The organism is Bradyrhizobium elkanii USDA 76 (genome assembly GCF_023278185.1).
GTDB lineage: Bacteria > Pseudomonadota > Alphaproteobacteria > Rhizobiales > Xanthobacteraceae > Bradyrhizobium > Bradyrhizobium elkanii.
Window position 1 is genome coordinate 7,807,578 of sequence record NZ_CP066356.1, and the last position, 14,953, is coordinate 7,822,530.

Genomic DNA, 14,953 nt, shown 5'->3' on the forward strand with positions numbered 1-14,953 from the left:
GCAGGGACGGCACACTAGATTGCGGCGACAGCTCGCAAAAACACGAACTCGGTGTCGTCATACGCCCGCCGCTCAAGCTCCTCGAAGCCCTCGGGTGGCGCGAACGCCGCGGCCTTTGCCTCTTCCACCACGAGCAGCGCGCCCGGCACGAGCCAGCCGCCGTCGCGCAGCGAGGCGAGCGCCTTCTCAGCGAGCCCCTTGCCATAGGGCGGATCGAGAAATACCAGCGAGAACGGCTCGACCGGATGCGCCGGTCCAAGATCGGTCGCATCGCGCCGATAGACCTTGGTCGTCCCGCCGAGGCCGAGCGACTCGACATTGTTGCGCAGCAGCGCCCGCGCCTCGGCGCCATTGTCGACGAACAGCGTGAACCTGGCGCCGCGCGAGACCGCCTCGATGCCAAGTGCACCGGTGCCGGCAAACAGGTCGAGCACGCGCGCGTCCTCAATCGGATTGTCGTAGGCGTGGATCAGAATGTTGAACACGGACTCGCGCAGCCGGTCCGCGGTCGGACGAATCTCGCGGCCCGCAGGCGAAGCGAGATTGCGGCCCTTCAGCCTGCCCCCGACGACGCGCATTGACCGTTACTCGTCCCGCGGCTTGAGGTCGCGCTTGCCGTGATAGCCGCGCTTGGGACGGCGCGGCGGGCCGTAGCCGCTGGCCTCATCCTCATTGCGGGCACGGGCTTCCTCGCTGCCGGTGCGCTGCACCAGCACGCGGCGGCCCTTGCGATCGTTGATGGTTTCGCGCTTGCTGGGCTTCGGCTTCCTCGCCGGTACATCGTCGCCGTCGGCGGCGTGACGCTGCTCCGGCCGCGTGAAGTCGGCACCCGCGATCTTGGCGATCTTCTCGCCGAGCTGCTCGCGCAGCACCCGCGTCTTGACCTCCTCGACCTTGCCCTCTTCGAGCTCGCCGAGCTGGAACGGGCCGTAGGAAATCCGGATCAGGCGGTTCACCTCGAGTCCGAGATGCGCCATCACGTTGCGGACCTCGCGGTTCTTGCCCTCGCGGATCGCGAACACCACCCACACATTGGCGCTCTGGTCGCGTTCCAGCGTCGCGTCGATCGGCCCGTATTTGACGCCGTCGACCTCGACGCCACCCTTGAGCTGGTCGAGCTGGCCCTGCGTCACTTCGCCATGCGCGCGCACGCGGTAACGGCGCAGCCATCCGGTGTCCGGATGCTCCAGCGTCCGCGCCAGGCCGCCGTCATTGGTCAGCAGCAACAGGCCTTCGGTGTTGAAGTCGAGCCGGCCGATCGAGATCAGCCGCGGCAAGCCCTCGGGCAGATTGTCGAACACGGTCGGCCGCCCCTCGGGATCGGCATGCGTCGTCATCAGCCCGCGCGGCTTGTGATACATGAACAGCCGCGTCCGCTCGCGCGGCGGCAACGGCTTGCCGTCGACCGCCACGACATCGTTCTCGGTGATATCGAGCGCCGGCGAGTTGATCACGCGTCCGTTGACCGTGACCCGGCCCTGGGTGACGATCTCCTCCGCATCGCGGCGCGAGGCAAGACCGGCGCGCGCCAATACCTTCGCAATGCGCTCGCCGGATTTCTTCGGCTTCGGCTCGGGACGCTCGCGGCGGTCGTCGGAGGCGCGTTCGCGATAGGCGCCGCGACCGCCGAAGGCCGGGCGCTTCGCAAAGATCCTACTGTCGTCCTCATTGTCGCGGCGCGGCCGGTCGGAGAAGCGGCCCTCGCTGCGCGGGTGCTCCTGCCAGTCGGTGCGGCCTTCGGGCCGCTCGCGCCGGCGATTGTCGCGGCGATCGCCGGCGTCTTCGTCGCGACTCCAGCGCGGCCGACCGAACTTCGGACGATCACCCTGCTCACGATCGTCGCGGGACCTGGAAAATCGCGGACGGTCGCCGCCACTGCGATCGTCGCGCGACCGCGAAAAGCGCGGGCGCTCGTCGCCGCCGCGATCGTCGCGCGACTTGTAGTCCTCGCGGGGCGTGCGATCCCGCTTTTGCCAGGGCTTCTCGTCGCTGCGGTCGCGGCCCTCGAAGTCGCGGTCGCGCTTGAAGCGCGGCCGATCGCCGAAATCGCGGCGCGGCGCATCGCCGTCCTCGCGGCGGCGGAACGGGCGGCCTTCGCCCTTGTCGCGGAATGAACCCTTGTCGCGATCGCCGCGCGAAAACTTGCGGTCGTCGAATTTGCGCTCGGCGCGCTCGCCGCGCGGCGCAAAGGTCCGCTTCTCGCCGTCACGCTCGCCACGCGGCGTGTAGGGACGCTTTTCGCGATCGCCATAGGACCGCTTCTCGCCGAACTTGCGGTCGGATGACCGACCTTCCGAACGCGCGCCACCGCGCTGAGGACGATCGCCCGCATCAAAGTCGCGGCGCTCGCCGCGCGGTTTGAACGGGCGCTTTCCGCCACCCTCGCCGCCGCGGTCGTCGCGCTTGAAGTGCGGCCGGTCGCCGTAATCGCGGCGCGGCGCATCGCCGTCCTCGCGGCGGCGGAACGAGCGGCCCTCGCCCTTGTCGCCGAACGCGCGCTTGTCGCGATCACCCTTGCCGCGATCGGGCTTGCCGCCGAAGCTGCGCTTGCCGAACGGCTTGTCAGATCCGCGGGAGCCACTGGGCCGCCCCTTCCCGGGCGCCCCCCGGTCCCGCCGGCCGCGCGGGGAATCGTTGTTTTTGTCGCTGTCGCGGGGCATGAATGTTCTCGCCTGGAGGTTCAATTGGGGCGCAGGGCAACCGGCGATACGCGCGCCATCTGGGCGCGACTGGCGCAAAACCGGCATCCACTTCTGCTGAAGGCGACGCTACTAGCAGGTTTCTTCCGATGATACGAGGCATGTCTGCCCCTTCTTTCATGGATTTGGCGCTAAAAACCGCGGAAAATGCCGGAAAAGCCGGCGAGGTTCCGATCGGATGCGTGATCGTGCGGGGCTACGAGGTGATCGCCACCGCCGGCAACCGCACCCTGACCGACCGCGATCCGACGGCCCATGCGGAAATCCTCGCGATCCGGCAAGCCGCCGAGGCCATCGGCACCGAGCGGCTGGTCGATTGCGACCTCTACGTGACGCTGGAGCCCTGCACCATGTGCGCCGGCGCAATCTCCTTTGCCCGCGTCCGCCGGCTCTATTACGGCGCCGCCGACCCCAAGGGCGGCGCGGTCGAGTCAGGCGTGAGGTTCTTCGCGCAGCCGACCTGCCACCACGTGCCGGAAGTCTATGGCGCGGTCGGCGAGAGCGAGTCCGCGCGCCTGCTGCGCGAGTTCTTCAGGGAGCGGCGGTGACGAATCAGTAGCGCGGATGAAGCGAAGCGCAATCTCTCCCCTCGTCGTCCCGGCGAAAGCCGGGACCCATAACCACAGGGTTGAGTTGTCAGAAGGCTGCGGCCCCAGCGTCGTGCAACAATGATCTTCGGTGGTTGGGTCCCGGCGTTCGCCGGGACGACATCGAGTGTATGGCGTCATCGAGAGTCATACATTCACGGTCTCTTCGGATGACGGTGCGCGCGCCGCATCACCCCGCCAGGAAAAACTCCCGCAGCAGCTTCGCGGTCGCGTCCGGAGCTTCCTCGGGCAGGAAGTGCCCCGACGCCACCGGCGCGCCGCTGACATTGGTGGCCCAGGTCTTCCAGGTGTCGAGCGGTGTCGTTGCCGCGCTGGCAACGCCGGCATCGCCCCACAATGCGAGCATCGGGACCGTGATCTTCCTGCCAGCGTCAACATCGGCCTTGTCGATCTCGTAGTCGGCATAGGCGCCGGCGCGATAGTCCTCGCACATCGCATGGATGCGCGCGGGATCGCGGAATGGCGCAAGGTAGTGCGCGAGCGCGCGCGGATCGATCGCCTCCAGCGTCTTGCTCCTGGTCTGGCTCGCCATCTTCTCCTTGAGGAAGAATTCGCCATTGTTGGAGATCAGCGTCTCCGGCAGCGGATAGGGCTGCGCCAGGAACGCCCAGTGGTAGATCTTCAGCGCCGACAGGCGATTGAGCTTCTGCCAGTAATCATAGGTCGGCGCGATATCGAGCACCGCAAGCTTCGAGAGCCGGCCGGGATGATCGAGCGCGAGGCGGTACGACACCCGGCCGCCGCGGTCGTGACCGGCGAGCGCGAAATGCACATGCCCAAGCTGCTCCATCACCTCGACCATGGTCTTCGCCCAGGCCCGCTTGGTGTAGGGGGTATGGTCCTTGTCGCTGTCGGGCATATCGGACCAGCCATAGCCCGGCAGGTCGGCGATGATCAGCGTGAATGCATCGTCGAGCTTCGGCGCGACCGTGTGCCACATCACGTGCGTCGAGGAGAAGCCGTGCAGCAGCAGCAAGGGCGGGCCCTTGCCGCCGACGCGGGCGAAGATGCGGCCCTGCGAGGTGTTGATCCATTTGGACGCATAGCCGGGAAAAAGATCAGCGAGATCGGGCATCGGTAGCTCCTTCCCTGTCGCGGCCGCGCTGCTTCAAACTTTGTTCGGCGTTGCCGCTGGCTTTGGCGAGGTTTATGCCATCCTCAAGTCCTGCCAACAACAACATGAAACGAGGAAGTGCCATGTCGATCGACTTCGAAATCCCCGCCGAGGCCAAGGCGATCCGCGAGAAGGTTCGCAAATTCGTGCACGACGAGTGCATTCCGGCGGAAAAGGAACTCGACACCAAGCCGCTCGCCGAGGTGCTGGGACCGCTGCGGAAGAAGGCCCGCGCGCAGGGTCTGTGGTGCCCGTTCGTGCCCAAGGAGTATGGCGGTATGGGGCTCGGCCCGCTCGCCAACGCGCTGGTGCAGATGGAGCTCGGCGAAAGCATGCTCGGCGCGCTCTCGATGAACACGCAGGGACCGGACGACGCCTCGATGATGACGATCCTGGCGCACGGCACCGAGTACCAGAAGGAAAAATTCCTCAAGCCCCTGCTGAACGGCGACAAACGCATCTGCTTCTCGATGACGGAAAAGGCCGCCGGCGCCGACGCCACCGGCATGCAGACCACGGCGGTGAAGGACGGCAACGAGAACTACATCCTCAACGGCGAGAAATGGTTCTCCTCGTCGGCGAGCGTCGCCGATCTCGCGCTGGTCATGGCGAAGACCGATCCGAACGCGCCGCGCCACAAGCAGTATTCGACCTTCATCGTCGAGCTGCCCAACCCCGGCTACCGCATCAAGCGCAACGTCGCCAACATGGCGATCGAGGGACCGCATGACGACGTGATCCATGGCGGCCACTCCGAGATCGAGATCAAGGATCTGAAGGTGCCCGCCGACAATCTGCTCGGCGGCGAAGGCAACGGCTTCAACATGGGGCAGCATCGCCTCGCCTATGGCCGGCTGCGCCACGGCATGCACAACGTTGCCAAGGCGCAGCGCGCGCTCGACATGGCGGCAGCCCATGTCACCAAGCGTTCGACCTTCGGCCAGCTGCTGGCCGACCGCCAGGCGGTGCAGTTCATGCTCGCCGACTGCGCGAGCGAGCTCTATATCGGCCGGCTGATGCTGCTGCACATCGCCTACAAGGCCGAGAAGGGCCTCGACATCCGCCAGGAGAACTCGATCGCCAAGATCTTCCACGCCCATATGGTGCACAAGGTGATCGACACCGCGATCCAGCTCCACGGCGCGCTCGGCTTCAGCCAGGATACGCCGCTGGCGAAATGGTACACCCAGGTGCGCTCGCAGCGGCTGGTCGACGGCCCCGACGAGGTGCACAAGTGGAAGATCGGCAAGAACGTCATCAAGGCGTTCCGCGAGCACGGCACCACGGCGTCAGCGGCGGGCGGGGATCTGCTGTAACCGGCGGCAGCGCGCAGCGCCCACAACTCGGTCATTGCCGGGCTTGACCCGGCAATCCATCGCGCAAAGAGATTCTCTCGAAGGTGATGGATGCGCGGGTCAAGCCCGCGCATGACGAGCGGAGATCAGCGGCCGAACCTAGCCGCTCGCCGCAAACAGCTCCCAAGTCCCGGGCAGTCCCTTCAGCTCGAACGCGCCGCGCTCGGCGAATTTCAACCCGGCGCCCGCGACCAGATCGGTCACCACGCGTGACACCAGCACCTCGTTCGAGCCGCATTGCGACATCACGCGCGCCGCGGCGTGTACCGCTATGCCGCCGATATCCGCCCCCCTCACCTCGATCTCGCCGGTGTGCAGGCCTGCTCGCACCGGCAGGCCGATCTGCCGCGCGGCCGAGCCGAACGCCAGCGCACAGCGCACGGCGCGGCCGGGACCGTCGAAGGTCGCCAGAATGCCGTCGCCAGTGCTCTTCACCAGATGGCCGCGATGGCGGCCGACCATCTGCTGCGCGAGTTGATCGTGATCGTCGAGCAGACGTCGCCAACGATGGTCACCCATCGCCGCGGCACTGCGAGTGGAATCCACGATGTCAGTGAACAGCACGGTCGCAAGCACACGGTCGAGCTCGGCATCACCACCATCGCGATGGCCGGTGACGAATTCCTCGACATCGCCGAGCATCGCCTCGGTCTCGCCGACCCAATAGTAGTGATCGCAGCCCGGATATTCCACGTATTTCGCGCCGGGGATCGAGCCCGCGACGGCACGGCCGAGCGCCACGGGAACGCGGGCATCGCCGGTCCGATGCAGGACCAGCGTCGGAGTCTGGAGCATCGGCAGGATCGTCGTGACGTCGATCGCGCGATTGAGAACCAGCAGCGTCCGCAACGCTCCCGGACTGCTCGACAGCCGCTCGAATTTCGCGATCTGCGCGATCACTTCTGCATTCGCTGCCTGGCTCGGCGCGACAGTCTTGACCGTGTCGCCAGAACCCCAGTTCTGCACGATCTCGTCGCAGCGCAGCTGCCACAAATCGTCCGGCAGGCGATCCTTCGAGCGGGCAAAACTGCCAAGCAGAACGAGATGCGAAACGCGGTCCGGGTAGGTCGCTGCAAACAGCACACTCATCGGACAGCCCTCGGAGAAGCCGAACAACACTGCCTTCGTGGAGCCGATGGCGTCCATGATGGCCCGGACGTCGTCCATGCGCTGCTCGAGCGAGGGCGCGCCGGTCATCCGATCCGACAATCCCTGTCCGCGTTTGTCGAAGGTCACGACCCGGGCGAAGCGCGACAGGCGGCGCAGCACGGCGGTGTAGCCGGGCATCTCGTGCATGAACTCGATATGCGTGAACAAGCCGGGGACAAGGATGATGTCGACAGGACCGTCGCCCATCACCTGATAGGCGATGCTCGCGTCGGCGCTTTGCGCGTAGTGCGTCTCGGGCAGTCTGAAATCGGTCATTCGAAGGCCCCCGGGCGCGCCATTGTCGCCGCTGCGGCCGGATCGATCAACCCTTCTCCGCCTCCACCGCCTGCCAGGCGATGTCGCGGCGGCAGAATCCGTCCGGCCATTTGATCCGATCGACAGCCTGATAGGCGCGGTCGCGCGCCTCGGTGACCGTCTTGCCCATCGCGCAGACGTTCAGCACCCGCCCGCCATTGGCGATGATTGCGCCATCCTTGGCCACCGTGCCGGCGTGGAAGATCTCGACGCCCTCGACCTTGGCGGCGTCATCGAGGCCATCGATCCGCGCGCCCTTGATGTAGTCGCCGGGATAGCCCTTCGCCGCCATCACCACCGTCAGCGCCGGGTCCGGATACCAGCGCAGATCGAAGTTCTTCAGTTGCCCGTCGATGGAAGCGAGCAGCGCCGGCACGATGTCCGACATCATCCGCAGCATCAGCACCTGGCACTCGGGATCGCCGAAGCGGACATTGTATTCGAACAGTTTTGGGCCCTGCGCGGTCAGCATCACGCCGGCATAGAGCACGCCCTTGAACGGCGTGCCGCGGCTCTTCATCCCGGCAACCGTCGGCAGGATGATCCGCGCCATGATCTGGTCGTGCACCTCGCCCGTCACGAACGGCGTCGGCGAATAGGCGCCCATGCCGCCGGTGTTCGGCCCCTTGTCGTGATCGAACACCCGCTTGTGGTCCTGCGCCGAGGCCAGCGGGATTGCGGTCTCGCCGTCGCACAGCGCGAAGAAGCTGATCTCGCGGCCCGAGAGGAATTCCTCGATCACGACCTCGGCGCCGGCCGAGCCGAACGCGCCCTCGAACATCATCGCGATCGCGGCCTCGGCCTCGGGCAGCGTCTGTGCCACCACGACGCCCTTGCCGGCGGCAAGCCCGTCGGCCTTGACCACGATCGGCGCGCCCTGGGCGCGGACATAGGCCACCGCGTCCTTCGCGTTGTCGAAGCGGCGATAGGCGCCGGTCGGAATGTCGAACTCGCTGCAGAGGTCCTTGGTGAAACCCTTCGAGCCCTCGAGCTGGGCGGCCTGCCGGCTCGGCCCGAACGCCTTGATGCCTTCAGCGGCGAGGTCGTCGACGATCCCGGCGGCGAGCGGCGTCTCCGGTCCGACCACCACCAGATCGACCGCATGGCCCCGGCAGAATTCGATCACCGCAGCATGGTCGGCGACGTCGAGCGCGACGCATTCGGCCTCGCGCGCGATCCCGGCATTGCCCGGCGCGCACCAGAGTTTCGCCACCAGCGGGGATGCGGCGATCTTCCACGCCAGCGCATGTTCGCGGCCACCGGAACCGAGCAGGAGGATGTTCATCTGTGTCGCCGATCAGAGGGGTTGTAACGCCATTTCGTCCGGTTTAGCACGCTCCCGAACCGCAGCAACACGCGGTTCGATCAGATGTGGATATGTGATTCGACGCCTGAAACGCGGCGCCCGGACCTTGCACACGGGGTCGAAAACCCCGATTCTATAGATCAGATGACCGCTGCTCCGAATCTCGTCAACGCGCCTGAATTCACCGTCTCGGAACTCTCCTCCGCCCTGAAGCGGACGGTGGAGGACCGCTTCGGCCATGTCCGTGTCCGCGGCGAGATTTCCGGCTTTCGCGGCCCGCATTCCTCCGGCCACTGCTATTTCGCGCTGAAGGACGAGAGCGCCAAGATCGAGGCCGTGATCTGGAAGTTCGCCCATGCCCGGATGCGCTTCAAGCCGCAGGAAGGGCTCGAGGTCATCGCCACCGGCAAGCTGACCACCTACCCGAACTCCTCGAAGTACCAGATCGTCATCGATTCGCTGGAGCCGGCCGGCGTCGGCGCGCTGATGGCGCTGATGGAGGAGCGCAAGAAGAAGCTCGCCGCCGAAGGCCTGTTCGACGAGGCCCGCAAGCAGCTTTTGCCCTGGCTGCCCGAGGTGATCGGCGTCGTCACCTCGCCCACCGGCGCCGTGATCCGCGACATCCTGCACCGGCTGGAGGACCGCTTCCCCCGCCGCGTCCTGGTCTGGCCGGTCAAGGTGCAGGGCGACGGCTCGGCCGAACAGGTCGCGGCCGCGATCCGCGGCTTCAACGCGCTGCCGGAGGGCGGCCGGATTCCACGGCCTGATCTGCTCATCGTCGCGCGCGGCGGCGGCTCGCTGGAGGACCTCTGGTCGTTCAACGAGGAGATCGTGGTCCGCGCCGCGGCCGAGAGCCATATCCCGCTGATCTCGGCGGTCGGCCACGAGACCGACATCACGCTGATCGACTTCGTCGCCGACAAGCGCGTGCCGACGCCGACCGCCGCCGCCGAAATGGCGGTGCCGGTGCGCAGCGAGCTGTTCGTCGAGGTCCAGGCGCTCGCCCGCCGCACCATGGTGTGCTGGCAGCGCGCCCAGGAGGCCCGCCGCACCGAGCTGCGCGCCGCGGCGCGGGCGCTGCCCGCGGCGCATGAACTGCTGGCGATCCCGCGGCAGCGGCTCGATCATCTCGCAGCAGGCTTGCCGCGCGGGCTGAAGGCCAATACGCACGCGCATTTCCGCCGCTTTGCCGCCAGCAGTTCGCGCCTCACCATCGGCGTGCTGCGCGGCCAGGTCGCGCATGCGCGGCAGCGGCTCACCGCATCCGGCGAGCGCATCACGCTGTCGGCGCGCGCGCTGCTGCATCGCCGCCGCGAGCGCTTCAGCGGGCTCGAGATCCGGCTCAAGGCCTCGAAGCTTGCCAATGCCAAGGCCCAGCGCAACGCCATCGCCCGCGATCTCGAGCGCACCCACCGCCTCGCCGAGCGCGCCCGGCGCGCGCTGGTGACGACGATGCAACGGCTCGAGGCACGTGTCGCCCATAGCGGACAACTGCTGTCGGCGCTGTCCTATCGCGGCGTGCTGGCGCGCGGCTTTGCGCTGGTGCGCGATGCGCACGGCCACGCCCTGCATTCCGCGGCAGCGGTCGGCCCGAACGCCGGCCTGTCGATCGAGTTCGCCGATGGCCGCGTCGCCGCCACCGCGAATGCCGATCAGCCCCCGGCAACGGTAGCGCCCGACAGCCAGCCGAAGCCTCAGCCCCGTGAGGCGAAACCCGCGGCGCCGAAGCGCGTCACCAAGCCGGTCGATCAGGGCAGCTTGTTCTGATTTTCTCTGGAGCATGATCTCTCCGGAAAACCGCTGCGCACTTTTCCGGATCATGCTTTAGCGCGACAGCCACTCCGCGACTTGCTTCTGCGCGTCCTTGCGCGCGCCGGTATCGGTGCCGATGTGACCGCGCTCGGCGATCTCGGCATCGGAGGTCGCGACCGCGTGCAGCGGCAGGTTGGGTCGGTCGAAGTCGTGGTAGGCCTCGGGATACACCACGATCCGCGCCAGCGCGCTGCGGCCGCGGGCGCCGTCGACCATCTGGTGGCAGGCCGATGACGATGTCACGTCGTCGCGCGCGCCGATCAGGACCAGCGTCGGCACCCGCGCGCTCCAGCCGAGGCCGAACGAGGCGCGGCAATCCGGATAGAACGCGACCGCCGAGCGAAAATCCGGCTCGACGCTGCGCGACCACAACTGCGGCCGCACCGCCCACAGCAGGGCGGCGGCGCCGTTGCCCCAGCCGATCAGGCTGATGCGGCGCTTCGCCACCCATTTCTGCTGCACCAGCCACTGCCGCGCCGCGTTGATGTCAGCGACCCGCGCGCGGCGGGTCTGGACCTGATGCTCCCTGATGCGGCACTGCGGACCGAGCTCGCGCGAGCCGTAGCTGTCCGGCAGCAGCACCGCATGGCCGCTCGTCAGCAATTGCTCGGCCCAGTCGCGATAGCGCGGCAGGACCGGCTCGGACCGGCCGGCGAGACCGCCGCAGCCATGCAGCGCGATCACGGTCGGGAACGGGCCGTCGCCATCGGGCCGGTAGAGCTGCGCGTGCAGCGTGACGTTGCCTTCGGGGATCTCGACCTGATGCGGGGCCGGGAGTGGCGCCGCGGCCGCGGCCGGTGCGGCAAGCATGGCGAGGAGCATGAAAACTGGCTTGAGGCGCATCCGATCCGGCCGGCTCGTTATGGCGTCGCAAACACAGCGGACCACGGCCGCAAGGCTACCATGCGCCTCCGCCGCCAAATCATCACAAGTCGGTGGTTTAACGGGCGGACATGACACCCTATCTGTGATAGACGGTTTCATCGACATCCAGATGGCCTCGTTGGAGGCAAGGCGGAGAGTTCAATCGTGCTGAACAAGTTCGGTCCCTCGGGCCATGGCGAAGCGCAGGTGCAATATCTCGACGGCGATTTCCGCGTGATCTCGCCCGGCACCTTTGTGCGCTGTGCCATCACCGACGTCCGGATTCCGCTCGACGAGCTGAAGTATTGGAGCGTCGATCTGCAGGAAGCCTACGCCACCCCGACCGCCGTGCTGCAGCGCCACCATCCCGGCGTCCTCAAGCCGCAGGCCTAGGCTCAAGGCCGGGTTCATTTGGAGAGCCTCCTGTCCCGCGCCCTGAACAGCTGATCGGCCACCAGGCGCCGCAGCGCGTCGCCATCATCGAATTGCAGCGTCACCGCGAACGGCACGATCGCCTGTGCCCAGGCCGGCATCCCGTCCGGACCACGCAACCGCGCGAGATCCTTTTCCGTCGTCACCGGCGTCAGGGCGTCGCCACGCGCGTCGGCAACGAGCGCTTCGATCTCCTCCTTCGTGAAGGCATGATGATCGGCGAAAGCCTTGCTGCGCACGACGTCGACGCCGCTTGCGCGCAACGTGTTGAAGAAGCGCGCGGGATCGCCGATGCCGGCAAAGGCGAGCGCACGCGTTCCGCTCAGCGCCGCCAGCGAAGCCTGGTCCGGCTTCAGATGCGCCGACAGCACCGGCTTGCCGCGGGACGCCAGATCGGCCGCGATGCTTTGCGCCGCGCTCCCCTCGCCGACCACGATCAGCGCGTCGGTCCGTTCCAGCTGCGGCACCAGCGGCGCGCGCAACGGTCCGGCCGGAATCACGCGGCCATTGCCAATGCCGCGCGTGCCGTCGATCACGATCAGGCAGACATCCTTCGCCACCGAGGGATTCTGGAAGCCGTCATCCATCAGGATCACGCTGGCGTCCTGCGCGCGCGCCAGCGCCAGGCCTGCGGCGCGGTCGCGCGACACCACGACTGGCAAGCTCGCCGCCATCATCAGCGGCTCGTCGCCGACATCGGCCGCCGTGTGGCTGCCCCGATCGACCTTGACCGGGCCGCCGAGCCTGCCGCCATAGCCGCGGCTCAGCACCACCGGCCGCTCGTCGATTTCGCGCAGCAATTTTGCCAGCGCCAGCACCGTCGGCGTCTTGCCGGCGCCGCCGACATGGTAATTGCCGACGCAGATCACGGGAATGCCGGCATCGACGCCGGATTGCCGCATCCGCCGTGCGGCGACCGCGCCGTAAAGCGCGGCGAGCGGTTGGAGCAGTTGCGATGTCCAAGACGACGGCCGGTGCCAGAAGGCCGGCTCACGCATTGGCGGCTCCCATCTCGAGCCGCAACTGCAACAGATAGGGCTCGAGAGCGGTCACCGTGCGCTCCAGCGCGCCACCGAGCTGTTCGACGACGCGCTCGGAGGCCGCCAGCGACGTGTCGCGGGCCGCGGAATCGGCAAGGAACTGGCCGAGCTGCTTGACCAGCGCTTCCCGATCATCGGCGCGGCGCGCGCCGCCGGCGCGATCGAGCGCCTCATAGACATCGGTGAAGTTGAACACGTGCGGGCCGTGCACGATCGCCGCGCCAAGCTTGATCGCCTCGATCGGATTCTGGCCACCATGCGCGACCAGCGAGCCGCCCATGAACACGATCGGCGCGAGGCGATAGAACAGGCCGAGTTCGCCCATCGTGTCGGCGACATAGATATCCGTCGTCGCGACCGGAAGGTCCTCATGCGAGCGCAGGCCGGGGCGCAGGCCGGCCTCCGTCACCAGCCGCGCCACCGCCTCGCCGCGCGCGGCGTGCCGCGGCACGATCACTGTGAGCAGGCCGGGGAAGAATCCGGCGAGCGACTTGTGCGCCTCGATCAGGATCTCTTCCTCGCCGGGATGGGTCGAGGCGGCGACCACGATGGCGCGGCCGCGCGTCACCGACATCAGCCGCTCCAGCTTGGCCGGATCGGCCGGCGGCGCCGCGACGTCGAGCTTGAGGTTGCCGGTGACGACGACGTTGTGGCTGCCGAGCGCGGCAAAGCGTTCGGCGTCGGTGTTCGACTGCGCGAGGCAGATGTCGAACCGGCCGAGCAGCGCGCCGATGGTGTTGGAGACCCGGCGCCAGCGCGGGAACGAGCGCTGCGACATCCGCCCGTTGATCAGCACCATCGGAAGCCGCCGCGCGGCGCTCGACAGGATCAGGTTCGGCCACAAATCGGATTCGATGAACAGCGCCAGCGACGGATGCCAGTGATCAAGGAAACGCGTCACATAACGCGGCGAGTCATACGGCACGTATTGATGGATCACGTCGGGCGGAAAGCGCTTGGCGACGATCGCGGCCGAGGTCACCGTGCCCGAGGTGAGCAGGATGCGCAGATTGAGCGCGCGTAGCCGCTCGATCAGCCCGGCCGCCGCCAGCACCTCGCCGACGCTGGCGCCGTGAATCCACACCAGCGGGCCCTGCGGCCTGGTATCGGCGCTCACGCCGCGCCGCTCGCCGACGCGTTCGGGATCTTCCTTGCCGAGCTTGAGCCGCCGCTTGATCAGGGCAGGCGCGAGCGGCACCATCGCGGACGACAGCTTGCGGTACACACGCAACGTCATCGGTAGCGAGCTAGCCAAGCGCTGCCTCCGGCCGCCCGACTGCTGCATAGGCACGTCGGGTCGCTTCGTTGAGAAGTTCCTCCACGTGCTGCCGAAGCTTTTCCATCGTCGCGGCGTCGGCGTCGGGCGGCACATAGACCGGCTCAATACCTACCACTGCGCCGCGCCCGAATGGCAAATTGATGGTGGTCGAATCCCAGTTTTTCAACCGGATGAATCGGCTGGTGACCATCGCAAAGGGGACGATCGGCCGGCCGGTCTCCCGCGCCAGCATGATGGCCCCGAGGCCCGCCACCCGCGCCCGCTTCGGCACGTCGGCGGTGGTCGCCATGTTGCAGCCGTCTTCCAGCGCCCGAACCATCTCCAGGAAGGCGCCGACGCCGCCCTTGCGATGGAACGCGCCGGAATGATCGCCGGAACCTCTGATGGTGCCGATGCCGAGCCGCTCCACCGCGAGGGCGTTGAATTCACCATCGCGGTGGCGGGAGATCAGCACCTTGGCGCGGTAGCTCTCCTTGGTCTTGATGAACGGCGTCATGAAGTGCTGGCCGTGCCAGAACACGAAGATCGCCGGCATCAGGGGCTCGACGATCCCGTACACGTCATGCGGCTGGTAGCTGAAGCGGTTGGTGTACCACACCAGCCGCAGATACTCGGCCGCAAGCACACCCAGCGCGCGCTGCACGAAGCCGCTGCGCAGCAGATCGCGAAAAAGTCGTTTCAATGGGAGTGCTTTGTGTCCTGCTCAGGATCGAGCAACCGGTGGAGATGAACGACGAAATAGCGCATCTGGGCGTTGTCCACGGTCTGCTGCGCCTTCGCCTTCCAGGCCGCATAGGCGGTCGCATAGTTCGGGTAGACGCCGACGATCTCGACTTCGTCCAGGTTCTTGAAGGTGTTGTGCTCGAGATCGGTCAACTCGCCGCCGATCACGAGGTGAAGCAGCTGGGGCTGGGCATTGTCTGACATGATGGTGGTTTTCCTAACGAGATGCCCGGCAAACAAATGAAGTCGTGGTCGTC

14 protein-coding genes are annotated in these 14,953 nt (G+C 67.2%); 4 read left to right on the forward strand and 10 right to left on the reverse strand.

Features of this window, described 5'->3' with window-relative positions; all coding sequences use genetic code 11:
* Positions 1-14: 14 nt before the first annotated feature.
* The gene (gene rsmD, locus JEY66_RS36955) at positions 15-578 is read right to left on the reverse strand and encodes a 16S rRNA (guanine(966)-N(2))-methyltransferase RsmD (RefSeq protein ID WP_016848010.1); all 564 of its coding nucleotides are present in this window, start codon (positions 576-578) and stop codon (positions 15-17) included.
* Positions 579-584: 6 nt separating this feature from the next.
* Positions 585-2,660, reverse strand: a complete 2,076-nt coding sequence (locus JEY66_RS36960; RefSeq protein ID WP_018269791.1) for a pseudouridine synthase — start codon at positions 2,658-2,660, stop codon at positions 585-587.
* A 128-nt stretch (positions 2,661-2,788) separates the two neighbouring features.
* Here JEY66_RS36960 and JEY66_RS36965 point away from each other — a divergent pair, with 128 nt between their 5' ends.
* Complete coding sequence (locus JEY66_RS36965) at positions 2,789-3,247, forward strand: nucleoside deaminase (RefSeq protein ID WP_038376809.1); 459 nt, start codon at positions 2,789-2,791, stop codon at positions 3,245-3,247.
* Between the two features lie 229 nt (positions 3,248-3,476).
* Here JEY66_RS36965 and JEY66_RS36970 read toward each other — a convergent pair whose 3' ends face one another.
* On the reverse strand, positions 3,477-4,382 hold the full coding sequence (locus tag JEY66_RS36970; protein WP_016848014.1) for an alpha/beta fold hydrolase: 906 nt from the start codon (positions 4,380-4,382) through the stop codon (positions 3,477-3,479).
* Between the two features lie 122 nt (positions 4,383-4,504).
* Between JEY66_RS36970 and JEY66_RS36975 the strand changes: the two genes are divergently transcribed.
* Positions 4,505-5,737, forward strand: a complete 1,233-nt coding sequence (locus tag JEY66_RS36975; protein ID WP_016848015.1) for an acyl-CoA dehydrogenase family protein — start codon at positions 4,505-4,507, stop codon at positions 5,735-5,737.
* Positions 5,738-5,875: 138 nt separating this feature from the next.
* Here JEY66_RS36975 and JEY66_RS36980 read toward each other — a convergent pair whose 3' ends face one another.
* Both JEY66_RS36980 and purD read right to left on the reverse strand, forming a co-directional pair.
* On the reverse strand, positions 5,876-7,201 hold the full coding sequence (locus tag JEY66_RS36980; RefSeq protein WP_016848016.1) for an adenylate/guanylate cyclase domain-containing protein: 1,326 nt from the start codon (positions 7,199-7,201) through the stop codon (positions 5,876-5,878).
* Positions 7,202-7,247: 46 nt separating this feature from the next.
* Positions 7,248-8,525, reverse strand: a complete 1,278-nt coding sequence (gene purD / locus JEY66_RS36985; RefSeq protein WP_016848017.1) for a phosphoribosylamine--glycine ligase — start codon at positions 8,523-8,525, stop codon at positions 7,248-7,250.
* Between the two features lie 165 nt (positions 8,526-8,690).
* Here purD and xseA point away from each other — a divergent pair, with 165 nt between their 5' ends.
* Positions 8,691-10,313 (forward strand): exodeoxyribonuclease VII large subunit, encoded by a 1,623-nt coding sequence (gene xseA / locus JEY66_RS36990; protein ID WP_018269790.1) that lies wholly within the window; start codon positions 8,691-8,693, stop codon positions 10,311-10,313.
* A 57-nt stretch (positions 10,314-10,370) separates the two neighbouring features.
* On the opposite strand, the gene JEY66_RS36995 is transcribed toward xseA, so the two are convergent.
* Entirely contained in the window at positions 10,371-11,201 is an 831-nt protein-coding gene (locus tag JEY66_RS36995; RefSeq protein ID WP_018269789.1) for a dienelactone hydrolase family protein, read from the reverse strand.
* Between the two features lie 186 nt (positions 11,202-11,387).
* Here JEY66_RS36995 and JEY66_RS37000 point away from each other — a divergent pair, with 186 nt between their 5' ends.
* Positions 11,388-11,615 (forward strand): DUF2093 domain-containing protein, encoded by a 228-nt coding sequence (locus tag JEY66_RS37000; protein WP_016848019.1) that lies wholly within the window; start codon positions 11,388-11,390, stop codon positions 11,613-11,615.
* A 14-nt stretch (positions 11,616-11,629) separates the two neighbouring features.
* Here JEY66_RS37000 and lpxK read toward each other — a convergent pair whose 3' ends face one another.
* The 4 genes from lpxK to JEY66_RS37020 are packed head-to-tail and all read right to left on the reverse strand — an operon-like array spanning position 11,630 to position 14,900.
* Positions 11,630-12,652, reverse strand: coding sequence for a tetraacyldisaccharide 4'-kinase (lpxK, locus tag JEY66_RS37005; protein WP_018269788.1), 1,023 nt, complete (start codon positions 12,650-12,652; stop codon positions 11,630-11,632).
* Positions 12,645-13,979, reverse strand: coding sequence for a 3-deoxy-D-manno-octulosonic acid transferase (locus tag JEY66_RS37010; protein WP_041482614.1), 1,335 nt, complete (start codon positions 13,977-13,979; stop codon positions 12,645-12,647). The genes lpxK and JEY66_RS37010 overlap by 8 nt, the downstream gene beginning before the upstream one ends.
* Entirely contained in the window at positions 13,942-14,655 is a 714-nt protein-coding gene (locus JEY66_RS37015; protein WP_016848022.1) for a lysophospholipid acyltransferase family protein, read from the reverse strand. The genes JEY66_RS37010 and JEY66_RS37015 overlap by 38 nt, the downstream gene beginning before the upstream one ends.
* Positions 14,652-14,900 carry a DUF4170 domain-containing protein gene (locus JEY66_RS37020; protein WP_016848023.1) on the reverse strand — a complete coding sequence of 83 codons (249 nt, stop codon included), beginning with the start codon at positions 14,898-14,900 and terminating at the stop codon, positions 14,652-14,654. The genes JEY66_RS37015 and JEY66_RS37020 overlap by 4 nt, the downstream gene beginning before the upstream one ends.
* Between the last annotated feature and the right edge of the window lie 53 nt (positions 14,901-14,953).